Annotated in this window: 17 protein-coding genes; 11 read left to right on the forward strand and 6 right to left on the reverse strand. The window is 47.1% G+C overall.

The genetic code is table 11. The annotated features are described in order from the left end of the window. The first annotated feature begins 725 nt into the window (after positions 1 to 725). Complete coding sequence (locus ADIAL_RS05700; RefSeq protein WP_034301138.1) at positions 726 to 1,769, forward strand: hypothetical protein; 1,044 nt, start codon at positions 726 to 728, stop codon at positions 1,767 to 1,769. 629 nt (positions 1,770 to 2,398) lie between these two features. Here the strand turns inward: ADIAL_RS05700 and guaA are convergent. The 5 genes from guaA to ADIAL_RS05725 form a co-directional block, all read right to left on the reverse strand. After that, complete coding sequence (gene guaA / locus ADIAL_RS05705; protein ID WP_034301139.1) at positions 2,399 to 3,955, reverse strand: glutamine-hydrolyzing GMP synthase; 1,557 nt, start codon at positions 3,953 to 3,955, stop codon at positions 2,399 to 2,401. A 32-nt stretch (positions 3,956 to 3,987) separates the two neighbouring features. Beyond that, positions 3,988 to 5,469 carry an IMP dehydrogenase gene (guaB, locus tag ADIAL_RS05710; protein WP_034301141.1) on the reverse strand — a complete coding sequence of 494 codons (1,482 nt, stop codon included), beginning with the start codon at positions 5,467 to 5,469 and terminating at the stop codon, positions 3,988 to 3,990. Between the two features lie 448 nt (positions 5,470 to 5,917). Continuing rightward, on the reverse strand, positions 5,918 to 7,438 hold the full coding sequence (locus ADIAL_RS05715) for an ABC transporter permease/substrate-binding protein (protein WP_034301144.1): 1,521 nt from the start codon (positions 7,436 to 7,438) through the stop codon (positions 5,918 to 5,920). After that, a complete protein-coding gene (locus tag ADIAL_RS05720) occupies positions 7,438 to 8,403 on the reverse strand; it encodes an ABC transporter ATP-binding protein (RefSeq protein ID WP_034301147.1) in 966 nt (321 codons plus the stop codon). The genes ADIAL_RS05715 and ADIAL_RS05720 overlap by 1 nt, the downstream gene beginning before the upstream one ends. Positions 8,404 to 9,095: 692 nt before the next feature. Beyond that, entirely contained in the window at positions 9,096 to 10,436 is a 1,341-nt protein-coding gene (locus ADIAL_RS05725) for a dihydrolipoyl dehydrogenase family protein (RefSeq protein WP_034301149.1), read from the reverse strand. A gap of 237 nt (positions 10,437 to 10,673) precedes the next feature. On the opposite strand from ADIAL_RS05725, the gene ADIAL_RS05730 reads away from it, so the two are divergent. From ADIAL_RS05730 to ADIAL_RS05745, 5 genes are all read left to right on the forward strand, one after another. Continuing rightward, positions 10,674 to 11,147, forward strand: coding sequence for a GNAT family N-acetyltransferase (locus ADIAL_RS05730; RefSeq protein WP_034301152.1), 474 nt, complete (start codon positions 10,674 to 10,676; stop codon positions 11,145 to 11,147). A gap of 145 nt (positions 11,148 to 11,292) precedes the next feature. After that, positions 11,293 to 12,663, forward strand: a complete 1,371-nt coding sequence (locus tag ADIAL_RS05735) for a M24 family metallopeptidase (protein ID WP_034301155.1) — start codon at positions 11,293 to 11,295, stop codon at positions 12,661 to 12,663. 265 nt (positions 12,664 to 12,928) lie between these two features. After that, complete coding sequence (locus tag ADIAL_RS11610; RefSeq protein WP_269317612.1) at positions 12,929 to 13,057, forward strand: hypothetical protein; 129 nt, start codon at positions 12,929 to 12,931, stop codon at positions 13,055 to 13,057. A 162-nt stretch (positions 13,058 to 13,219) separates the two neighbouring features. Further along, positions 13,220 to 13,912: a hypothetical protein gene (locus tag ADIAL_RS05740; protein ID WP_034301158.1), complete on the forward strand. Its 693-nt coding sequence runs from the start codon at positions 13,220 to 13,222 to the stop codon at positions 13,910 to 13,912. A 121-nt stretch (positions 13,913 to 14,033) separates the two neighbouring features. After that, positions 14,034 to 14,363, forward strand: a complete 330-nt coding sequence (locus tag ADIAL_RS05745; RefSeq protein WP_034301161.1) for a hypothetical protein — start codon at positions 14,034 to 14,036, stop codon at positions 14,361 to 14,363. A 259-nt stretch (positions 14,364 to 14,622) separates the two neighbouring features. On the opposite strand, the gene ADIAL_RS05750 is transcribed toward ADIAL_RS05745, so the two are convergent. After that, a complete protein-coding gene (locus ADIAL_RS05750; protein ID WP_034301165.1) occupies positions 14,623 to 16,914 on the reverse strand; it encodes a S8 family peptidase in 2,292 nt (763 codons plus the stop codon). Between the two features lie 284 nt (positions 16,915 to 17,198). On the opposite strand from ADIAL_RS05750, the gene ADIAL_RS05755 reads away from it, so the two are divergent. The 5 genes from ADIAL_RS05755 to pgmB all read left to right on the forward strand — a co-directional run bounded on the left by ADIAL_RS05755 (position 17,199) and on the right by pgmB (position 25,133). Further along, complete coding sequence (locus ADIAL_RS05755) at positions 17,199 to 18,494, forward strand: TIGR02679 domain-containing protein (protein ID WP_034301167.1); 1,296 nt, start codon at positions 17,199 to 17,201, stop codon at positions 18,492 to 18,494. 218 nt (positions 18,495 to 18,712) lie between these two features. Next, a complete protein-coding gene (locus ADIAL_RS05760; protein WP_034301170.1) occupies positions 18,713 to 19,687 on the forward strand; it encodes a LacI family DNA-binding transcriptional regulator in 975 nt (324 codons plus the stop codon). A 508-nt stretch (positions 19,688 to 20,195) separates the two neighbouring features. Further along, positions 20,196 to 22,079 (forward strand): glycoside hydrolase family 13 protein, encoded by a 1,884-nt coding sequence (locus tag ADIAL_RS05765; RefSeq protein ID WP_081757699.1) that lies wholly within the window; start codon positions 20,196 to 20,198, stop codon positions 22,077 to 22,079. A gap of 24 nt (positions 22,080 to 22,103) precedes the next feature. Beyond that, a complete protein-coding gene (locus ADIAL_RS05770; protein ID WP_155849188.1) occupies positions 22,104 to 24,392 on the forward strand; it encodes a glycoside hydrolase family 65 protein in 2,289 nt (762 codons plus the stop codon). 81 nt (positions 24,393 to 24,473) lie between these two features. After that, the gene (gene pgmB, locus ADIAL_RS05775; protein ID WP_034301175.1) at positions 24,474 to 25,133 is read left to right on the forward strand and encodes a beta-phosphoglucomutase; all 660 of its coding nucleotides are present in this window, start codon (positions 24,474 to 24,476) and stop codon (positions 25,131 to 25,133) included. Positions 25,134 to 25,142: the final 9 nt, after the last annotated feature.

Below are 25,142 nucleotides of genomic sequence, written 5' to 3' on the forward strand. Positions count from 1 at the left end.
GGGACTTTTGTCCCAGCCTCTTAAATTTTTCTTTGAGATTACTGTAAATCTGGGACCAATGTGATGGGCGTTATTGATTTCGTTAGGATGCCCCAAGGCTTTTGATTGTGTGCTGATCATTGATACTACTGGTTGTCTGGTTGAGTAGGGATCGAAGCTGTACATTTAAACGATAAAAAGTGCTTACTCATCAGTTTGTTTTTACATTTTTTCAGTGGCATAAGCCTGTTTACCTGTTTTAAACTAAAAATGAATGCGATTGACACGCTTGCAGGTAGTGTAAAGAAAGGATAGTATGCTTTATGAAATCACTTTTTTTGAACTAACTGTACTATTTCCTAAAAAAGAATAGGGTTAAAATTATATTAGAAAATACCCAGGCGGGTTTTGAAGTGTGCGTTTTAAATATGTTACAAAAAGCTAAATACAAACATAGTGAAGATATATTCAATATAAGAAGAATGCAAGAAAAATAGTGTGTAAACAGATTAAAAAAAGATAGAAAGATTGTGAAAATACAAGATGAATAAAAATAACAAATTATATTCATTTGTAAATTTAATTATTTTTGTAACACCTTTAAAGCATTGCTATGAATTGTTTTTAGGCTATTTTTAATAATTGTATACTTTATAAATATGTTTGGAGCTTTATATTTGTAGTTACATACTTATTATTATATTATCCCTATAAGCAATACATTTTATTTAAAGGAGACAACAGATATGAGAAGAATTAGACGACACTTAGGAGCAGGCGAGGCAGAGGCAGGGTTCAATCTTTCTTGGGGAGCAATTATTGCTGGCGTAGTGACAATCACTGCATTATTAATTATGTTTACGTTTGTGGGTTCCGCCATTGGGCTTGGAGTAGTTGAGCCAACATCGAATGACCCATTTGAAGGAGTAGGTATTGGTTTAGCTATATGGACCGTCTTGGCTTTTGTGCTGGCTTTCTTTGGCGGAGGATTTGTAGCAGGAATTACGTCAAGAAGAGTAGGTATTGTTCATGGTTTCCTGACTTGGGCGACTAGTCTGATTGCATTGGTTATTATGGTTTCATATATAGCTTCAGGGGTATTCTCGCTAGCAGGATCTGTACTCGGAGGAGTTGCAAGAGGTGCTGGTACAGTTGCAGAATCTACCATTGATATCACCGGGAGTGCTCTTGGTACAGCTTTTGATAATGTAGCGGATGAAGCGGGAACTGTGGATACCGAAGAACTGCAAAATGATATTAATGAAGTATTGGAAGATACGGATATCCCGGAACTTCAGCCTGACTATATAGAAGGGCAAATTGAAGCAGCTACAGATGACATAGTAGAGGCGGGACAAGCCATTCTAACTAACCCTGAAGAAGCCGATGCCATTTTAGATGATCTGCTGAATAGTTTGCAAGAAAGAGCGGAAACAATTGGTGAAGCTGCGGATGAGGAAGCCATTGCGAATGCTATTGAAGAAAATACAGATTTGACTCAAGCCGAATCTGAAGAAGCAGCGCAAAACGTCGTTGAAACATACGAGACAACAGCAGCAGAAGCTGAAGAAATAATTACTAATCTTCAGGCTGAAGTAGATAATTTGCAGGTTGAAGTTGAGCAGACCATACAGGATGCCCGAGTGACTGCAGAGGAAGCAACAGATGCTGGCTCACGTTATTCTATTTGGGCATTTGTAGCTATTTTACTCAGCTTAGTACTCACCTCTTTTGCTGGGCTATTGGGATCTAACCTGGTTAAATCAACTAAAAATGAAACGAGAATTTAAGTATTTCAAATGTAATACTGTAAAATAAATTAAAAATACACCTGTAAATTGCCCGGTCTTTGACCTTGCATTTTCACAGGTGTATTTTCATTTTAAGATAAAGGGAAAATGAATACGAGATTAATGTGAAACCACTTGGTTTTTACCATTACACTTGGCCTGCTTTAATAAGTTTCTGCCCGGCTGAAAAATTCACTGACTGTTTCTGGATGCCGAAATGTTGCGATATCTGCGCTGCTGGTTACCCGGGCTGGTTCAGTATAATCATTTCCATTAAAGGACTGTCGAATAGTTTCAGCGAGCTGGCTTGCTTTAAAAAGCGCGGTCCAACTAGTTATAATATAACTGGTTGTGTGTTTTTGGTTATAAATGTAGCAAGGAACCTCTATCAAGAGGAGATCCGGGCAGATTTTGACAAAGCCAAAAGGGGTGAAGTAGCATCAAAAGTGAATACATAGCGACCTAAACTGAGTAGAAGATTGACTGTAGATACAGTTGTAAACAAAAAGAAGATGGTCTGCCTCATTCAGGGGGACCATCTTCCGTAAACAATTTTGATTTTATAGTGTACACGTACACAGGGGTGTGGTAGCTAATCGATTAGGTGAAGCGACTGATGACTACAAAAATTATTCCCACTCAACCGTTGAAGGTGGCTTGCTCGTTACGTCGTACACGATACGGTTGACGTGCTTGACTTCGTTGACGATTCGGACAGAGATTTTCTGCAGAACGTCCCACGGGATGCGGGCGAAGTCTGCGGTCATGCCGTCAATGGATGTAACGGCACGGATACCCACTGTATAGTCGTAGGTCCGGCCGTCGCCCATCACGCCGACACTCTTGAAGCCAGGTAGGACAGTAAAGTACTGCCAGATGTCGCGGTCCAGGCCGGCATTTTTAATTTCTTCACGCAGGATTGCGTCACTTTCGCGGACGATTTCCAGTTTTTCTTCAGTTAGTTCACCGATGACACGGATTCCTAGACCGGGTCCAGGGAAAGGCTGGCGCCAAACCAAGGATTCAGGCATGTTTAGTTCCAGTCCGAGTTCGCGGACCTCATCTTTAAACAAGGTATTCAGCGGCTCAATCAGCTCAAAGGTCATGTCATCAGGCAGTCCGCCCACATTGTGGTGAGACTTGATGGTTTGAGCTGTGGCTGTTCCACTCTCAATCACGTCGGTATACAAGGTTCCTTGAGCCAGGAAGTCGATTCCGTCCAGTTTGGCTGCTTCGTCGTTAAAGACATAGACAAATTCATTACCAATGATTTTACGCTTCTGTTCCGGATCGGACACACCGTCCAGCTTGTTCAGGAAGCGTTCTTTGGCGTCAACACGGATGACGTTCAGTCCAAATTTACCTTCCAGGCTGGCCATGACTTGGTCGCCTTCGTCTTTACGGAGTAAACCGTGGTCAACAAAAATACACGTCAGCTGATCGCCGATGGCTTTGTTCAGCAGGACACCTACGACACTGGAGTCCACCCCGCCAGACAAGCCTAAGAGGACTTTGCGGTCACCGACCAGTTCTCTGATTTTCTCCACTTCCATATCGATAAAGTTCTGCATCGTCCAGTTGCCTGAGCATCCGCAGACATTAAAGGCGAAGTTGCGTAACAGCTGGTTACCGTGCTCGGTATGACGAACTTCCGGGTGGAACTGTACCCCGTGGAAGTTCTTTTCGGTATTTTGGATCGCGCTGATTGGGCAGTGGTCATTTGATGCCGTAACTGTAAAGCCTTTTGGACTTTGGGTCACGTAGTCTCCGTGACTCATCCAGACGTTTTCTTCAGCTTCAAGCGTCGTGAAGAGTTCGGCTGTACGGTCCTGAACGCTGATCTGCGCTTTACCGTATTCGCGGTTTGTGCTTGGCTTTACTTCGCCGCCCAGCATGTAAGTCATCAGCTGCATGCCGTAGCAGATCCCCAAGATAGGGATGCCCAGCTCAAAGATTTCCGGATCGATGGAGAAGGCGCCATCGTCATAGACGCTCATCGGTCCACCTGAGAAAATAATTCCGCTGACGTTCATGTCTTTCAGTTCCTGAGCTGTTGTCGTATGCGGCAGCAGTTCAGAATACACACCGAATTCTCGGATTCGACGCGTGATCAGCTGATTGTACTGGCTCCCGAAGTCCAAAACGATCAGCTTCTCCAGTTTCGTTGTATCAATAGTAGAAGTCACTTATTTCACACCTTGTCTGTTTGATTTTGTTTTTAGCGTACGGAATAGTTTGGCGCTTCTTTCGTAATCTGCACATCATGCGGGTGAGATTCACGCAGGCCGGCTCCACTCATTTGAATAAACTGAGTATCTTCTCTCAAGGCTTTCAAGTCCTTGGCACCGGCATATCCCATACCGGAACGCAAACCGCCCATCATCTGGAAGATCACTTCCTGCAGGCTGCCTTTGTACTCGATACGGCCTTCGATACCCTCAGGGACCAGCTTGTTGGCTTCATTTTTAGAATCCTGGAAGTAACGGTCGCTGGATCCTTTCTTCATAGCGCCCAGACTTCCCATCCCACGGTAAGTCTTGAAACGGCGACCCTGGAAGAGTTCGAATTCACCAGGTGACTCGTCTGTTCCGGCCAGCAGGCTGCCCAGCATGACGGCATGTCCACCCGCTGCAAGAGCTTTAACGACATCGCCGGAGTACTTGATTCCACCGTCTGCAATAATTGCTTTGCCGTATTCTCTGGCCACTGTTGCGGAATCATAAATAGCTGTGATCTGTGGGACACCCACACCAGCGACTACGCGAGTCGTACAGATTGAACCGGGTCCGATACCGACTTTCACGACATCTACACCCGTCTCAAACAAAGCGCGCGTTCCTTCAGCTGTGGCGACGTTTCCGGCAATCAGGGCAACGTCTGTAAAGGCATCACGCAGCTCCTTGATTTTTCGGATTACACCGGCACTGTGTCCGTGAGCTGTATCAATAACAATCACGTCCACGCCGGCATCCACGAGAGCCTGAGCACGCTCGAAAGAATCACTAGTGACCCCAATAGCGGCTCCAACCAGCAGACGGCCGTGCTCATCTTTGGCAGCATGCGGGAATTCCACGACTTTTTCGATATCCTTAATGGTAATCAGTCCGCTCAGGCGGCCGTTTTCATCCAGGATCGGCAGTTTTTCAATTTTATGTTTCTGAAGGATTTTCTCTGCTTCTTCAAGCGACGTCCCGACAGGAGCGGTCACTAGGTCATCCTTGGTCATGGCTGTACTGATCTTCTGTGAATAATCAGTCAGAAAACGCAGATCGCGGTTGGTCAAAATACCGACTAAGACCTGGTCATCCATGGAATTGACCAGAGGCACACCACTGATACGGTAGCGGGACATCAGTTCTTCCGCGTCGGAAATCAGATGATCCGGCGTCAGGAAGAAAGGATCAATAATGACGCCGTTCTCGGAACGCTTAACCTTCTTGACTTCCATCGCCTGGTCCTCAATCGACATATTTTTATGGATGATACCCAGTCCACCCTGGCGGGCCATCGCAATCGCCATACGGGAATCTGTCACCGTGTCCATGCTGGCACTCAAAACCGGGATCGACAATTTAACTTTATCTGTCAGGCTCACACTAAGATCGACATCATTCGGCAGAACGTGGCTTTCCTGTGGCATTAATAGTACATCATCAAAAGTGAATCCTTTTTTAGCAAATTTCGTTTCCCATTGTGACATAAATGAAAATCCTCCTTAAGGTTTGGCGGTTCGGTCTGATAATTTTAAGAATTAGTGTACCAAAGCGGATTAGGCTTAGCAAATGGTATTTTCATAAAATTTTCAATCTGAGATGATTATAATAATAGGGCAAAAGCGGTCTTTCTCCTGGATTGTCTAGTATAGCTTGATCTGAAGCTCTTTGTTGCTTTTGGCAGAGGTCACCCAACATAAATCAGGGTGTTTAATTTTAATCAAAATTTAATGATTGTTTACAGAGCTGACGCCTATAATGTTCAGTTATAACGCAGAAAAACACGAATATTCACAGTTTTAACCGATGTGAAATCAGTTAAACACGAACATTTTAAAGGGCGTAAATAAAAGATGACCGGTTAAAAACGTGGGAGTAATTTACGCTTTAACCGGTCATGTTCAACTTATTTAATTGGTGATTCAGATAAAAGGATTAGTCTTCGAGCAGTCCCTGTTCAATCAGGAACTCACGGGCGACGTCTTCAGCCGGACGGTCTTCAAAGTCGACCATGTAGTTCATATCACGCATCTGGTCGTCATCAATCAGCCCATCCAGTACTGAGAGTGCATCGGCGATTTCAGGATACTCCTCGACCAAGGCGGTCATCATCAGTGGTGCACCCTGGTATGGAGGGAACAGATCCTGATCATCCTCCAAAACCACCAGGCCGAACTCAGCCAGCTCAGCGTCGGTACTGTAAGCATCAATCAGGTTGACATCGCCACGCTCGATAGCTGAATAGCGCAGCTGTGGTTCCATAGTAGTGACATTGCCAAAAGAGAAGCCGTACATTTCCTGTATACCCGGGTAACCATCTGCCCGGTCATTAAACTCCAGAGTAAAGCCGGCATTCACTTCACTGGCGACAGGAGCCAGATCCGAAATAGTTTCCAGACCGTTTTCTTCAGCAAAGCCAGGTTCAACCGCAATGGCATAAGTATTGTTGAAAGCCATTGGATCCAGCAGAGTCATGTCGTACGCTTCAGCCAGCAGATCTCGGGCTTCTTCGAAGACCGCTTCCTCACTTGTGCCCGGTTCTGGAACGGTGTCAAAGAAATTGGTCAGAACGGTTCCGGTAAATTCAGTATAAATATCAATCTCGCCAGAACGAAGAGCATTAAAGACAAATGTCGTACGCCCGAAGTTAGGTTCCACGCGGGCAGTTAAGTCAGTCTGGTCTTCAATCAGCAGGCGGTAGATATTCATTAGAATTTCCGGTTCTGATCCTAGTTTACCGGCAATCACCAGATCATCGTCTTCGCCGAATATAAGAGGAGCGCTGACCAGGCCGGTGAGTAGTACCAGCCCTGTACCCAAAATAATAGCCGTCTGTTTCAGGCTGGTTTTCTGGAAGTAGCGAAGGAGCTGATCGAATACGATAGCCAGTAAGGCAGCAGGGACCGCACCCAAAATAATCAGGTTATTGTTTCCCCGGTCAATCCCGAGTAGGATCAGACTACCCAGTCCGCCGGCTCCGATTAGGGCAGCGACCGTCGCTGTTCCGATAATCAGGACCATAGCGGTTCGGATTCCGGCCATGATGACGGGCAAGGCCAGTGGCAGCTGCACTTTACCTAGCTTACGCCAGCGGCTCATCCCCATGGCATCCGCTGCTTCGTTCAATGAAGGATCAATACCGGTTAGGCCGGTATAGGTATTGCGCAAAATCGGCAGCAAGGCATAGACGATAAGGGCAATAACAGCCGGAACCGTCCCGATGCCGACAAGAGGAATCAGCAGACCTAAAATGGCTAGAGATGGAATGGTCTGAAAAATAGCTGTGACTTGGATAATCGGTTCAGCAATCTTTTTGCTTCCCATTAAAAGGATACCTAGAGGCACAGCAATCAGAACGGCTATAAATAAAGAAATAAAAGATAACTGCATGTGTTCGATCAGAGCAGTCCAGAGGTCACCACTACGCTGTTGGAAGGTTTCGATTAAAACGTTCATTAGACTTGGACCTCCTTGTCATTTCTAATGTCACTGGCCATATAGTGAACCAGGTGTTCCCGGTTGATGACCCGCTCATTTTGATGCGTTCCAGTTACCTGTACAGACGGATGTTCTGCAAGCAGCAGAATCAAGTCGTTCAGCGAAGCCTTGGCATCAATCGTTGCGGTAAATACTGCTTCGTCAGCAGAGTAATAGTTGTGATCCAACAGATGCTGGACAGTCTTCTCTTCTTGGTAGTGCGGCAAACCTGTCTGTAGGAATTCCTTGACAAAATCATTGGATGGACTGTTCAGGATCTCTTTGGCCGTTCCGACCTGTTCAATTTTACCTTTATTCATTACACAGATCCGGTCGCCCAAGTTGATGGCTTCCTGCATATCATGAGTAACAAAGACGACTGTCTTTTTAAGCTTTCTTTGAAGCTGGACGACATCTTCTTGCAGATGGTTTCTTGTAATAGGGTCCAGTGCGCTGAAGGGTTCATCCATTAAAATAATATCCGGATCTGCGGCCAGGGCTCTCAGGACGCCAATGCGCTGCTGCTCACCACCGGACAGTTCTGAAATCTGACGGCTGCGGTACTTGTCTGGATCCATGCCGACACTTTCCAGCAGTTCTGTGACACGGTTTTTCATGTCTGCCTTGGACCACTTAAGCATCTCAGGCACGATCACAATATTTTCTTCCACAGTCATGTTGGGGAAAAGAGCAATCTGCTGCAGAACATAGCCGATATTCCAGCGCAGTTCCTGAATGTCGTATTCGCTGATTTTTTTGTCCTCAATGGTCAGGGTCCCGTCGGATATCGGGATCAGTTTATTGATCATTTTTAGTGTGGTGGTCTTTCCGCTTCCGCTGGGACCAATCAAGACAAAAAACTCGCCTTTTTTGATTTCCAGTGAAAAGTCGGATACGACATCCGTATCGCCGTAGCGCTTGTCAACTTTATCAAAGCGTATCATTTACTTACCTCCTAATGTTCTATTGTTAAAGTATAACAAAGTGCTGACATAAAACTGTAATCATATACTCATAGGGGTAGAAAAAAATGAAGATAAAAAGTGAAAAATAGGAGAAAACACTTATGTCATTCGAGAAAGACTGGCGTTAGTCAGATTGATGTATGTTTTTTAATAACTTGTTAAATCTTGCTTCTCAACTCAATCCTTCTACCATGACTTCACTTATACGGTTAAGGACTAATCGTCATAAAGGTGGTCTTTTTTATCGGATAAACATGATGATTAAGGCTAATCGTCATGAGTCTTGTCTTTATCAGACGCTACGGATTATGAATTGCAGGTTTTCCTTACCCGCAGAGGGTAATTTGGATCGAACACATAAGGAAAACAGCCAGAACGTTCAGTGCATGGCTTTGACTGTGAGGGGAGGGCTTGTAGGCTGAAGGGGTAATTTTCGCTGAGCGAAAATAGACAATCGTAAAGGTCTGTTCAAGTCCAGCGCTTCCTTTAGGCCGGTCGAATGGGAAAAGGAAATAAGGGGCTTTTAAACAATCGGCCAGAAGCAGCCTGGATTTAATCAGTTGAATGGACAGACCCTCTAATGTGAGGCAAAGGGTCTGTTGCGTATACAAAAATCGTGTGAGCCCGTTCGTTCAGAACGTACGCACACGATTGAATGTGAAAGGCTTTGTTTAATTATATAAAGAAGGCAGATCGCTTGCGATTGAAGGGTAGGCAAAGATGTGGCGAGAAAGCTCTGCCGTAGATACTTGCCGGCTGATCAGCAGGGTAAGGTCGTTGATCAGCTGGTCCGCTTCTTGATTCAGACAGGCTGCACCGACAAGGTAGCCGGATTGGGCATCGGTCACCAGGGTGACTTTGGAGACCGGTTCATTTATCCGGCTGTAACTGAACCAAGACCCGGCATCAACTGTTGAAACGCTGTAGTGATCAGGAGACTGTTCGGCTTCAGCTCTGGTTACGCCAACCTGAGCCAGCTTGGGAGAGCTGAAGACAATCGTTGGAACAGGAGGATAAGTGATCGCTTCATCCGTCTGGCCGGTCAGAAAGTCCAGGAGGTAGCTGGCTTCAAAACCTGCGACAGGTGTCAGCTTAGGTATGGTTTTGGACACGACGTCGCCCAAGGCGAAGACAGACGGGTTGCTGGTCTGCATGTAGGCGTTGACCAGGACCCCTTTTTTATCGAAGTCGATACCTGCTGCGGCCAAGTTCAGTGCATCAGTATTGGGCTTGCGCCCGGTAGCCCCAAAGACCAGATCAGTCTGCAGTTCAAAGTCAGCGCCTGCTTTCAATAAATAGCCCTGATCGATTTGTCTGATTTCTTGTAAAGCCGTATTTAAATGAAACTGAACTCCCTTGCCTTTTAGCTGGTTCATCAGTTCCTCAACCAGCTCGGAATCATAAGCTTTGAGCGGTTTGTCGTTGTGCTGGATCACATGGACTTTGGCGCCGGCAGTGCTGGCTATGGCAGCAAGCTCAAACGTAATGTACCCTCCGCCTACAAAAGTTACGGATTCCGGCAGGTCAGGAAGAGAGAGAAAGTCGTCACTTGTTTTAAAGTGTTCTTTTCCTAAGATATCAATCAACAAAGGAGAAGCCCCGCTGGCAATGACCAGCTGCCGGCCGGACAGTCGGTCAGCCCCGACCTCTATAGTGGTGGCGTCTATGAAGTGAGCGCTACCGGTAAAGGTCTGAACCCCTGCATCCTCTAGACCTTGTCTGCTTTGATCAGAGACAGGGTCGGTGAACGTCTGCTTGAATGCCATCAGTTCAGACCAGTTGATCCTTGCTTCGGCTTCTAAGCCTTTTCCCTTCAGCTGCTTTACCTTGTCCATGGCTTCCACAGCGGCATGCAGGACTTTTTTTGGATCGCAGCCGCGGTTGGGACATGTCCCTCCCCACAAGTCTTCCTCAATAACGGCAACGGACTTGCCTTTGGAAGCAAAGCCCGAGGCCAGACTCTTGCCTGCGACACCACTTCCAATGATAATCAGATCAAATATACTCGTCATTTTATTCATCCTTTCCGTTCAGCGTGTAGATTACCTGATTTAAATAAGCTGCACTTTATTGCTCATGTGTATCCTAGCATGCCAGCTGATAGAGGTGTGAGCACTTTGCCTTGAAAAAGAAACTGATTTTTAGGAAGCAAATATGGTAGGATAGGTTAAAATCAAATAGGGCAAAAGAGATAGGCCAGTTGAGATAAACGAGTGTGCGGCTGACACGGCTATAAAGGAGAGGACAGGATGGTTCACATCAGGGCAATAGAAGAAAAAGATAATGACACAATCGGACGGATCGTGCAAGAGTCTTTAGAAGAAGCGGGTCTGGCTGTTTTGGGAACGGCTTATTTTGACCCGCATCTGTTTTCCCTTTCCCAGTATTACTGTCAGCCAGACCGGCAGTACTGGGTGATGGAAAAAGATGGAGAAGTGATCGGCGGGATAGGGGTCGGTCCTTTTAATGTAAAAGAAAAAATCGGAGAAATACAGAAGCTCTATGTTACTCAAAACGAAAGAGGGCAAGGGCTGGCCCACCGGCTGATGAGGCAGGCCCTGAATTATGCTGAAAAGCATTATAGCCGGCTCTATATCGAGACCTTTGCCTCCCTGTCCGCGGCGAATGCGCTCTACAGGACATATGGCTTTGAAAAGCTAGACGCTCCTCTTGAAGGGACAGAGCACAGTGCCTGCGACACCTGGTTGATTCGTGAGCTGTGACGGATTGACTTAATAGGTGTGGGCTTTATACAACTGATTCAAAATAAACAGAAGAGCAGAGTAGCACGTCTGAAATGGAAGAGGTGACCCGGCGAACGGCTTATCTGAGGAGTCTTCAGGACCGGGCAGGGAGGAGAGAGTGCAAGTGGGAGTCAGAATCAAGCAAGTCAGACCGCCGGTGAAAGAGCAGCCGGATAAAAAAATCATGCTCACAGACGAGACGATGGCAGAGCGCCGGAAAAAAGTGCTGGAGCGAATGAAAGCCCAGGGGCTATCGTCTTTAATAATCTATGCAGACAAGGAGCATGGCAGCAATTTTGAATACTTGACGGGTTTTATTCCCCGTTTTGAGGAGGCCCTGCTGATTGTGAACAGCAGCGGCCAGGCGACACTGATTCTGGGCAATGAGAACTTTAATAAGGCCCAATATTCCAGGATCTTGGCGGAAGGCATTAAATGTCCGCTCTTCTCCCTGCCCAATCAGCCGATGAGAGGAGAATCGGATCTGAAGCAGGCTCTGCAGACAGCGGCTATCGATACTTCACAATCGGTTGGTGTGGCGGGCTGGAAACTCATCCCTGAAGGCGATAAAGTCTTTGATCTGCCCCATTTCATTCTAGACCAGCTAAAAAGCGCAGTGGGAGCGGACCGGTTGGTCAATGCGACGGGACTGTTTATCGGACCGGAAGAGGGCGTTCGGATCAAGAACAATGCCAATGAGATTGCACACTATGCCTTCGGAGCCGCCCTTGCTTCAGATGGGGTGCTGGAGGCGATGGATGCTTTACGTCCGGGGGTCAGGGAGTTTGAGATTGGGGGCTGCTTGAACCAGAAAGGCCAGTACGCCACTATCGTTACCATCGGAGCTTTCGGCGAGCGCTTTATACAGGCCAATCTGTATCCTACTGAAAGACAGCTGACGGAAGGGGACAAGGTAGCTTTAACCGTCGCCTACAAAGGTGGCCTGTCCAGCCGCTCCGGCTATGCCGTAGCAAGCAAAGAAGCACTGGAAAAAGTAGATCCCGGCTACTTAGAGGATGTGGTGCTCCCTTATTTTGAAGCTTATGTTTACTGGCTGACTCATCTCAAGATTGGTGTAAAGGGCAGTGACTTTTATGTGGCCTTTGATTCATTTTATCCCAGACAAACATACGGCTGGGAGCTCTGCCCGGGTCATCTAACGGCGGATGAGGAGTGGCTGTCGTCTCCTTTTTACGAGGGGTCTGATGCTCGGGTGCAGTCGGGCATGATTTTTCAGGTCGACTTTATTCCGAAACAGGCCGGACATCAGGGTGTATCAGCTGAAAGTACGGTCGCGGTAGCGGATGACACCCTCAGGGAAGCCATCCGTCAGCTCTATCCTGATCTTTGGAAGCGAATTTTAGACAGGCGGGCTTACATCAAGGAAGTTCTGTGTATCGACCTGCCCAAAGAACTGCTTCCACTGGCGGGAACGCTGGCTTACTACCGTCCTTATTTGCTGGACAGCCACTATGCTCTGACCTGGTCAGACTGAAGACCATTCTGATGTTTCAGCTCATGCAATCGAGGAGGTCCTGCCTGAACAGCAGGGCCTTTTCTGTGCATCATTTACTAGAATAACCGGTTATGATGTGAAGAAAGTATGAAAAAAACGGAAAATGAGAAGAAAATTATAAAATACCTTTTATTCTGATATACGTGTGATAGACTTATGAGAATAGCGCAGGCTATACATAAAAAGGACCGGTTAAATGAACAAACAGGTAATCAAGGAAACGCTGAGGTAGATGTGGCGGAACATGAAAAACCGGCTGATCATGGTGCTGGTGCTAGGAGCGGGACTGATGTACAGCCAGCTTTTGCTGCCGAATGTTCAGGGCATAGATGAAGGGGATGTTACTGCTGCTTTTCAATCAGTGACGGAGTGACCAAAAACCGCCAGCTGGCCATACAGAAGATCGGCGTCTCAAAAAACTCGTTTCTGTATCTGAGCGTCTAACCCGTTCGGTCCTTGAACTGGAAGAAGGCGATACCCTGTACCTGCCAATGGTGACCGAGCTGCAGCTTAAAAAAAATAAAAGAGGTGCCTTATGTTTGAAGTATGGATCGAAATGGAACGCTTTTATACCTTTACCTTGCCGCTTCTTGCTTTAATTTTTCTGTTTCTGCTGCTTGTGTATATATTTGTCTATTCATATACAGAAAGAGGTCAGCTGTTCAGGAAATGGGCCACAGGTATCTTTTTGACTTTCCTGATCGCTTCAGCCAGCTACCTTGTGTCTGGACATATAGGCAACTCCCACTGGCTCCATCAGAACAACTACATCACCCCGGGCATCCGTTCACACACCTATATACTGGGCATGCAGTCAGATGAAGATCCTGAACTGGTCCGCTATTTCGGCCAGTCCGGTACGCTGTCCGAGCGCCTGAGTGCTCTGGACATGTACCAAGCAGAAGAAGTGAGCGAATCCTTTCCCTACACCTACATCGGCACACGGGAACGGACCCACTACTTCGCTTTCGGGGAGGATGAGCGCTTTGCCTTCCGCATTCGGGGAGAGGTCACGTGGCATGCACCAGAATCAGTCATCAGAGGACGGCGCTATCAGCTGACCGACGAACGCTTCACCTCAATCGGTTTTGTACAGTCTGACCGGATCACCTTTGAGTCCCTCTCACTAGCTGAAGCCGAACAGGAGCCGGATGATCTATCTGCCTATCAAATGATAGAAGTCCAGAATGTCTACGGCAGCTGGATATTCAGTGATCAGCGCAACTAACCGTCAGCACCAGAGTATGGGCTGGGGGGAAATGAGGTCCATTTTTAACACAAACGCAATTGTTTTTCTGGCAGTGTCCTAGTAAAATAAAGAAAGCACGTTATCAAAAGGAGACTTCAACATGGAACTCGAACTTTTTACGCAGTTTAGACTAGTATTCGGCATCATTCTTGCCATCTTGCTTGTCTTTCTGCTTTTATCGCTTATCCCTAAAGGCCAAAACGCCATCGTGACTTTCTTTTCGGTCTTGTCCATCTCGCTTTCCCATGCTGTGATTGCCACGGTCCTGCTCGTCGTTGAAAATACCTTCTTGGAAGATTTAACCCTCAGTGGAGATTCGGTTACTCTTTATATGTATCTGGGCATCTTGGCCCTGGCCCTCCTGAATCCGATCATCTACAAGCTGAGAAATAAGCCGTCTAAAAAAAGAGGATCCTACTCTTTCAGGTGAAAAACTAACACACCCGGACTTCCGCCGATTCACAGCGCTGAATCAGCAGAGAAGTCCTTTTTTTGCCTCTGCTGCACATCTAAGAAAGCAAAGCGGTCTAGTCAGACACGTGTGAGCACAAAAAAGCCCCAGACAGATTCCTATTCTCCAATGTTAGCCTATAGCTGTAACGTTGGAAGGCAATCTGACTGAGGTTTTTTATTTATAGCTGTCAAGAGGCGAAAAGCCTCTTCTACTGGCATGTAGTTGCTTGCCTGTTTCAGGATTTAGGCTTGCCGCCGAAGAAGTAGAAGCCGCCACCGACAGAGGCTAGGATCACTGCACCACCGGCCAAGACGAAAGGTAATTCACCGGAATCACCCTCAAAGGAAGACTCATTCACGTCAGGATCGCCGGCTTCAACCGATTCAACCGGTTCGGCAGGGTCATCACTCTCTTCGGTATTCTCTGGTTCAGGTTCATCAGAGGCAGCGCCGCTAAGAATAGCGGCAGACAGGTCTTCGGCATTGAAAACAGCCAAGGTTTCAACTGAAGTCAGGCGGCCACCGACGCCGCCATTAGAATAGTCATCTCCAGCCAGAGTCCATTCTTCTTGCTGCTCATCCCAGCTGTACAGGTATTCATTGTTCAGTTCCGGCTGGTCAGTAAAGAAGCGGTAGGTCATCTCGTCAGGGAAGACAGTGGTCATCTGACCTTCTTGCTCTATATAAAAATCGATAACTGCGCTCTGAGCTGTTTCCGTATACTCCAGCTCTTCCTCTGTTGTTTCAAAAGCGAGTAAGGCATTGCCGGCTTGCAGATTGGCAGCAGGGATGACCCATTCCATGTCGATACGGGCAATCAGCAGGGAGATGTTCCGCTCTCTGAGCATCGCTGTCTGTTCACTGCTCAGGCTGACACGCTGAAGGTGGGCAAGGGAAGAATCAAAGGAAATTGCAAGGACACCATTGTCGGCGACTCCGGCAATATCATCATCATCAATCGTAGCAATCCCGTTAGAATCTGTTGGTCTGATCCACACCGTACTCTGCAGCAGTTCGTCTTCGGAAGGCTCTTCCTCATCACTGTCGGCGCTGTCGTTATGCTCTGTTTCTGTGTGAGTTCCGTCTTCTTCGTTGGTGTCGAAAGTGTCCGTCTCATCTTCTTGCTCGTTTGAACGAGCGGTATCGTCCGCATCGCCTGTCTGGGTGTCGCTGTTTGGCTCGTCAGCGGGGTCGGAATCATCCTCTTCTGCTGTTTCGTCTTCTTCAGTATTCGACTCGCCCAAGTCATCTGATGCATCTTCCGTATCCGTCTCTTCCTCGTCTGGCTCGTTGTCCGAAGAGGATTCTTCTTCTTCAGCCGGGGCTTCCAATTCCTCTTCCAAATAGTGGACCAGCCCGTAGCCATAGAGGGGGTCACGGCCTTCTTCTCCTAAGTCTCTGGCTTTTTGCGTCATACGGGAACGGATCTGGCTGGCCGACTCGTTCGGGTACTTTTGCATAAGCAAAGCGGCTACTCCTGCTACATGAGGTGTTGCCTGAGAAGTGCCGGACATGGTTGAAAAGCCGTCCGGACTGTTGCCTAATCCTAAAATCTGACGTCCTGGTGCTGCCAGTTCATTTTCGCTGGCGATCACAGAATCGTGGACCCGATATCTATCCTGATCCAGACTGGAAACGGCAATGACTTCTTCGTAGGCTGCAGGATAATCGGCAGGTTTATAGTCGCTGCCATCCGGAATGTTTCCGCTGGCGGCCACGACCATGATGCCACGCCGATGCGCTTCACGGATGACTTCACGAATCTCGACGCTGGGTTCCGGATAGCCGGAACTGATGGAAATAATATCCATCCCTTCTTCAATCGCCCACTCGATTCCTTTAATCAGGCTGCTGGCACGTGTCCGGTTCCCGTCTTCTGCATGATAGATTTTAACACCGTACAAGTCTGTACCGGGAGCGATACCTTGAGCTCGAGTATGCTGGCTGGCACCGATGATACCGGCCACATGTGTTCCGTGTCCATCGTGATCGTTGGTCCAGTCGTCGGCTCCGCGGCTGTAGGACTCGTCAAAGATACTGTGTCCACCTGCATAACTGATGTCCGCGTGGTCATAAAAACCAGTATCTAAAACAGCGACTCGGACGTTTTCACCGGTCACACCTTCATCCCAGGCATCGAAGGCGCCGACCATTTCCTGATTCCAGTTTTCAGATGCCGACGTTTGGCTCCGGCCGGTTTCCAGTGTCGTCATCTCATGGTCAAAAGTGATGCGGCTGACGTTTTCCTGCAGGCTGATATCTTTTACGCTAGAAGTCGGTACGGACATCAGCTGTACAGGAAGTAGAGACAAAGTCTCTATATTCTTAAAAGCCGGATCCAGTTCCTCTTCAGCCGGGACTTCATTTTTATAGCGGACCATGATATCGATATATTCTATTGCTTCTTCAGATTCATTTTCAGTTTTTTCGTCTTCTACAGCCAAAGCAGCTGCGGCAGGCAAGGCCAAGCTTAAGGTCAGCACAGTCAGACAAATGATGTTCAGCTTTACAAACCATTTTTTATTCACAGAATGAAATCTCCTTTTTTTAAACCCAATTCTAAAAGCAGTTTTAAATACGGATCGTTGTGATCAGCAGCAGGCCATTTGAGACTGGCATGCTAGCTTTTCGAAATAAATTAACATCAATACTCGTATCTTATCACAAGGGTCAGTCGTGTTGAGCCTAATGTGCACCATCAGTAGCAAATTAATAAGAGAGTTGTCACATTTTGTTAAAAAAATAGGGAAATGTCAAGTTTAGTGGTAAAATAAAAAAGATGTCAGCTTTAAAGAGAGGTGGAGCTTTAATCATGACAAACATATATAAAGCCGTCGATTTTTTCAGAACTCAGCCCGGTATGAACAGGCTCTTCTGGTTGTTCAGAGATGAACTGCTCAAGCACCGGAGAATCAAGGGAACGGTCAGTATTTTAGATTTTTCAGTGGAAGAGCTGGAATCACTGGCGCACTTTTTTCAGGTGTCTATAGATTCTTTGCGGGACAAAGGAACAGTCGACCTGGAAGCCTTCAACAGAAAACTGGACAGTCCGCCTTTTAATGGCCTGGATCTGATCCAGCTGTTAGAGTATTACTATGATGAAACCCTGCTGTCGCTTGAAACGAAAGAGCAGAGAAAAACGTATTTGAAAAGACTTGAACATGATTTTTCACTGGTCAAAGATTGGCTGGCTTATTTGGGGCGGGCAACGAGTGATACCCGTTGGATCCATGAGATAATCGCAGAATCCAGCCATCAGTTTGAACAGTATGTGCTTTATCTGTCAGAAGGAGTCCGCCTGCTGCCAAGCCGGCCAATCCGCCTGTCGGTATTCAGCCAGATCATAACGCTTGATGCCGATGCCTTCCAGCCGACTAGTCCTCTGGGTAAGCTTTGGCTGCACGTGCTGGCGGAAACTGAACGCTTGCATGCGGTCGAGCCGGTCACACTGCCGACTTCACGTGAAGCAGAGGATGATTTGCTGGAGAGTTTTAACTTATTTAGAGAAGATATTACGGATACCGTAACCGTAGCTAACTGCTTTGCCGAAACGCAAAAAGGGTATCAACCGGTCTGGGAAGCAGCGGTTCATACACAAAGTGTTTTATCGGTACCTTTGAGGGAAGTAATCAAACTGATTGCTGTCTATCCTGCCCATGAGAAGGGCATTGTTTGGCTTGTAGACGACCCGGAACTGTTTACCCGTCTTCTGGATGAGATTCCCTGGCTGCCAATGATTTCTATCAACCGCAGCTGGAGCTGTGCGGTCTGGGAGGTTTTTGACCGGATTCAGGACAGCGGCTTTCAGATGCGATATATAGGAGATTTTACACCAGAGAGCCTGACTCGTGCAGAAGAACTGCTGCTGCATTATACCAGCGACATCCGGGTATGGAAACTAGACTCTCAGACCTATCAGCAGACAATCGATTCCTCTCTTGAACTTTCAGATGAGGAATGTCGCCTGCTTGACCGCCATCAGCTGGACTATCTGGCAGAGGTTAAGGAAAGCCTGCGTCACATAAGAAAGCCGGGCTATATGATTCGTATATTGGAAGATCTGGTCGCCAGCTTAAAGCGTGTATATACAGAGGACGACTATTTATAACTGGGAGTTATTTCGTTGGAGGGTAGAGGCTGGTGAGGTGAGTGCCAAGAGTAGAGTTCTCAGCGTGGTACTAACTTGAACCAGGATTTTTTTGCTTTGAATGTTCACATATTCTCTCGATTTCAGGCAGAAACAGCGGTATGATTTTTGTTATAATGAAAGAAATAATGTTTAGCACCATGCTTCAGGCAACACGCAAGTTAGAAAGGGGAACACATTTGGTTACATTAAATGATGTTGCAAAAAAAGCTAATGTATCGAAAATGACAGTTTCTCGTGTCATCAATCATCCAGAGCAAGTGACCGATGAACTGAAAAAGCTGGTTTATGAAGCCATGCAGGACCTCAACTACCGTCCGAACGCTGCAGCCAAGGCACTGGCCAATAACCGGACGCAAATCATCAAACTGCTGATTTTGGAGGAGATGGATACGACCGAACCTTACTATATGTTTCTGCTGACAGGAATAGCTAATGAGCTGGACAAGTCTGCTTACAGCCTGCAGTTGCTGACCCACAAAAATATTCAAATCGGGGACTCTGATGGTTATATCGTATGTGGTATGCGCAAGCAAGATGAGGAACTGGTCAAGAGTCTGAAAAAGCCAACGGTCATTTACGGCAAGAACGATATCGGATATGACTATGTCGATAGCAACAACGAGAGCAGCATGGAGCGGGCCACGGAATATGCCATCAGAGATGGTTATGAAAAAATTGTTTATATCGGCATAGATGTCGATGAACCGTTTGCCCTTTCCAGAGAGAAAGGCTACGCTAAAGTGATGGAGAAATATGGTAGAGAAAAGTGTCTGTACCGACTGGAGAACCGTTCACGCTATTCCGCACGTTTTATCAGAGACAATTGGGCGGACTTTCCGAAAAATACGCTGTTTCTGTGCGCCTCCGATCGTCTGGGAATGGGCGTAATCAGGGAAATAAAGGAAAAAGGTTACGATATTCCCAATGACTACGGCGTTATCGGTCATGACGGCGTATTCCTGGACCAGATTGCCTATCCGCACCTGACGACCCTTAAGCAGTCCACTGCTGAAATGGGAGCGGCCTGTGCCCGTATGGTCCTGAAAAAAGTCAAGGAGAATGGTAAGCCTCAAGGCAGCGAACTTTTTGAAACTGAACTGAAACTGGGTGGAACGACCCGCAATCAGGTGAAACAGAGCTCACTCAGCTGACGGTTTTTAATATCAAGAAGAAAAAATGTAGAATTCTAATACAGACAGCGTTTATTCAAGGGAGGAAAAGCCCTGGACTAAACGCTGCCTTTTTGTCTGCTTAGCATGAAACAGTTTGTCTAAAAAATGTTAAACAAGCCAGCTGTAACAGGTTGGCTTCGTCAATCCGGGTTGAATCAAAGGGAGTCTGTCTAATCATAGGAAAGAGTAACAAGCTGAAACCATTTCTAGGCTGGCTTTATTTAAAGATAGCATGCTTGAACGTTTTGTACCGGAGCAAGTCGCACAAACGTAACAGCCAGTAAGGATAAAAAGAAGACGTTCCGCTTTGTCCGCATGATAGCCTGTCTGGGGAGAGGACTATTTTAATTTCTGTTACCGATAACACCTGAAATCAGCTTGTAAATTTTGGCCTGAATGCTAGACTTTAGATGGAACCGCTTTATCATAAAAAATAAAAGCATAAAAAAAGTACGTGTCTTTTTTACTTATAGAAGGAGTTTTCATTATGGATACAGCTGCAATTTATCACCGGGCCGAGAGTGAATATGCTTACCTCTACGAGCGCGGACATTATCATATTCGCATCCGGACCAAGGCCGAGGATGTGCAGGCCGTTGAGTTACTGAGTGGTGATCCCTATTCTCTCGACGAAGAGAAATGGTACTTGGAAGGCAAGGATATGAAAAAAATTGCGACAACGAATCTGCACGATTACTGGATGATTGATACGCATGAGCCGACTAAACGGATGGCGTATGGATTCAGAGTGATCGGCAAGGACGGGGTGGAGATTTTTTATTCAGACCAGGGGATTTATCCGTTTGAAGATACTTTTCTGGAACAGATGAACTTTTACTTCCGCGTGCCTTACATCCACGAAATCGATGCTTTTCGTGCACCGAAATGGGCCAGTGAGACGGTCTGGTACCAGATTTTCCCGGAACGCTTTGCTAATGGCGATCCGACTAATGATCCTGAAGGGACCCTCCCCTGGGGAAGCAAGGCGCATCCGTCCCGGGACGACTTTTACGGCGGAGACATTCAAGGGGTGCTGGATAAGCTAGACTACCTTGAAGATTTAGGCATCAATGGGATCTATTTCACCCCAATATTTGAAGCAACTTCCAACCATAAGTACGACACCATCGACTATATGGAAGTCGATCCTGACTTTGGAGATAAAGCCTTGTTCAAGAAACTGGTCGAAGAAGCCCAGAGCAGGGGTATTCGCGTGATGATTGATGCCGTCTTTAATCACCTGGGTATCCATTCGCCCCAGTGGCAGGACGTACTAAAAAATCAGGAGAAATCTAAATATACAGACTGGTTTTACATTCATTCCTATCCGGTCAAGGATATTAGCGAACTGAGTACAGAAGAGCTGGAAAACGTGGGTCGGGTCAATTACGATACCTTCGCTTTCACGGGCCACATGCCGAAGCTGAATACAGCGAATCCGGAGGTTCAGGAATACTTGCTAGACATTGCGACTTATTGGGTCAGAGAATTCAATATCGATGCCTGGAGACTGGATGTTGCCAATGAAGTGGACCATTTCTTCTGGAAGCGATTCTTCAAGGAAACCACCGCCATTAAAAAAGACCTTTATATTCTGGGAGAAATCTGGCATACATCCCAGAACTGGCTGAACGGAGACGAGTTTCACGCAGTCATGAACTATGCAACGACAGATAATATCGAAAACTACTTCTTTAAGAAGTTTTTGTCTCCATCCAGACTGGTATCCAGTTTGAACAGCCAGCAGATGCTGTACCGTCAGCAGACGACAGAAGTCATGTTCAACCTGCTGGATTCTCATGACACCCCGCGTGTGCTAACCAAGGCCGGGGGCAACAAGAACCTCGTGAAATCAGCGATGGCCTTCCTGTTCTCCCAGCCCGGGGCTCCCTGCATGTACTACGGCACGGAAATCGGTATGGATGGGGGCATGGATCCGGACTGCCGCAAGTGCATGGTCTGGGACAAAGATAAGCAGGACCAGGACATGCTGGCTTTTACTAAAGAGCTGGTTCATTTCCGCAAAACCTATTCCGACATTCTCGTCAGTGGAGAAACCGAATGGCATGATGTCAGGGATGACGAACAGTTCCTGGGATTCAAGCGTAGGCTGGGCAACCGTGAGCTGCTGTTCTTCTTCAATCAGGATGAGGAAGAATCCTTCCTGCCGCTGATCCCGCATGGAGCGAAGAAGGTATTCCACCTGAACGATATAGCGGACGGAAACGAAACGATGCTGTCTCAGAACGGATTCTCTATATTCTACTATGAGGATCATGAAGAAGAACGCAGAGAGCTGCTGATCAACAAGCGTGACCGGGCTAAAAAGCGCAAGGTCCTGCTGGAAGCAATCAAATACACTGGTGAATAATATAAAATAAGGACGTGTAAAATTATGGAAAGAATTGCAATGGTAGATCCGTGGAAGGTCATCACCACAAATGTCAAGGACAATAAGCGTGTACAGGAAAGTCTCACTTCAATCGGAAACGGCTATATGGGACTCAGAGGGAATTTTGAGGAAGGGTTCTCCGGGGATACGCACATCGGAACCTATCTGGCAGGCGTCTGGTATCCAGACAAGACCCGTGTGGGCTGGTGGAAAATCGGTTATCCGGATTATTTCGGAAAAGTGATTAATGCAACCAACTTCATTCCCGTCACTGTCAAGGTGAACGGCAGACAAGTCGATCTGGCTGTCGATGATGTGAAGGACTTCCGTCTCGAGCTGGATATGAAAGAGGGCATACTGAACCGCTCTTATATCTGGTCTGACGGTAAGGTTGACGTAGCCTTCAGCTTCTCCCGCTTTGTGAGTGCCGCCACCAAGGAACTGGCTGTCATCAAAGTTGATGCGGAAGTGATCAAGGGTGAAGCAGACATCGAAATGATCCCGCATCTGGACGGGGCTGTCAAAAATGAAGACAGCAACTACGATGAAGATTTCTGGCTGGAACGCGGACGCGGGTTGGCTCCGTACCCATATCTGACGACCAAAACAATTGAAAATAACTTTGGAACCGACCATTTCACAGTGACGACCATGATGGCTAACCAGGCTGAAAATCTGGAAAAGAGCAATTCAGCTGATGCGGAAATGAAAGTCGAAGAATCGTTCGGCGGCAAGCTTGCTGCCGGGGAGAAGGCTTCTCTAGTCAAACTGATATCTGTCGTGACCAGCCGGGATATTGAAGAAGCGGACCAGGTTAAAGCGGCTGCGGAGCTAATTGGTACAGCGGCTGAACAGGGATATGTGTCTGTACGTGACGCACATGTGTCAGAGTGGGCCAACCGCTGGAACAATGCCGATGTCGTGATCGATGGAGATGAAGCCAGTCAGCAGGGTGTCCGTTTCAATATTTTTCAGCTGTTTGCGACTTACTACGGAGAAGATCCGCGTCTGAACGTCGGACCGAAAGGCTTTACCGGAGAGAAATACGGAGGGGCAACATATTGGGATACAGAATCTTGCATCCTACCGATGTACCTGTCTATTACGGATGAAGAAGTAGCCAGACAGCTGCTCGTCTACCGTCACAACCAGCTGGAGCAGGCCTATACCAATGCCGGCAAGCAGGGACTGGACGGAGCGCTGTATCCAATGGTGACCTTTACAGGAATCGAATGCCACAATGAGTGGGAAATCACGTTTGAAGAAATCCACCGAAACGGGGCCATTGCTCACGCGATCTATAATTACAGCACCTACTACGGGGATGAAAGCTATCTGCTGGACAAGGGGCTCGATGTCCTGGTCGGCATTTCCAGATTCTGGGCGGACCGTGTGCATTACTCTGCCCGTAACCGCCAGTATATGATTCATGGCGTGACCGGACCGAACGAATACGAAAACAACGTCAACAATAACTGGTATACGAATAAAATGGCGGCCTGGACACTGCGCTACACGATGGAATCGCTTGAAAAAGCTGCACAGGAAAAGCATGCATCACTGAACATCACAAAAGAAGAACTGGATAAGTGGGCAGACATTGTGGCACACATGTATTATCCGAAAGACGATGAACTGGGTATATTTGTTCAGCATGATACATTCTTAGACAAGGAACTGCGTCCAGTCGACAGCTTGCAGCCGGAAGAGCGTCCAATCAACCAGAACTGGTCATGGGACAAAATCCTGCGTTCGCCTTTTATCAAGCAGGCCGATGTGCTGCAGGGACTGTACTTCCTGAATCATGAGTTTACTATGGAAGAAAAAGAGAAGAACTTTGATTTCTACGAGCCGATGACCGTTCACGAGTCGTCTCTATCTCCACTGGTGCATTCGATTCTGGCTTCGGAGCTGGGCAAAAAGGATAAAGCTTTTGAAATGTATGAGCGGACAGCCCGGTTGGATCTGGATAACTACAACAATGATACGGAAGACGGACTGCATATCACATCTATGAGTGGCGGCTGGCTGTCTATTGTTCACGGCTTTGCCGGTATGCGCACGTTGGAAGGAGAACTGTCCTTCAAACCATACTGTCCAAAACAGTGGCAGGGCTATAACTTCAAGCTGAAATACAGAGGCCGACTGATCAAAGTTGATGTCTCTACCGATGAAGTCGCCTTTACTTTGCAAGAGGGTGAGGCATTGAGCTTCAAGCTTTACGGTGAAGACGTGACACTGGACGGCACCCTGACGCATGCTGTAAAAGAACCGGTCAGTCAGATCCAGTAGGATACCGGCGGGCCTGATCAAAGGAGGGCACGGGCCCTCCTTTTTTACTGAAAAGAATTAGCTATTACAGGAGGAGATACAATGATTAAAGGACTTATTTTTGACTTGGATGGGGTCATCACAGACACGGCTGAATACCATTACCTAGCTTGGAAGAGCCTCGCTGAAAAAATCGGTATAGAGATCGACCGAGAGTTCAATGAGCAGCTGAAAGGAATCAGCCGTATGGAATCACTGGAACTGATTCTTGAACGTGGAGGCAAAGCCGATGCTTATACCGATGCGGAAAAGGAAGAACTGGCCACTCAGAAGAACGAAGAATACAAGGAGTCGATCAAGGAAATTACGCCTAAAGACATCCTTCCGGGTATCAGTGAACTGCTGAAAGAGGCAAAAGAACAAAAGCTTGGTCTGGTTTTGGCTTCTGCCAGTAAAAACGGCCCGGCAATCATGGAGAGACTCGAAATTATGGACTTGTTTGACGGTATTGTCGATCCGGCTTCGCTTAAAGCCGGCAAGCCCGATCCAGAAATCTTCGTGCGCGGAGCGGAAATGCTCGGTCTGAGTACCCGTGAGTGTGTGGGACTTGAGGATGCAGAGGCCGGCATTCAGGCCATTAATGGTGCAGACATGTTTTCCGTTGGGGTTGGATCTGAAGAAGCGATGAGAGAAGCAGACTATGCAGTAGCGGATACAGCTGACCTCAATTTGCAGACGATACTCGAAAAAGCAGGCAGTTAAGGGAGGGTC

It is taken from the genome of Alkalibacterium sp. AK22 (genome assembly GCF_000585255.1).
In the GTDB taxonomy this organism is placed as follows: Bacteria; Bacillota; Bacilli; order Lactobacillales; family Carnobacteriaceae_A; genus Alkalibacterium.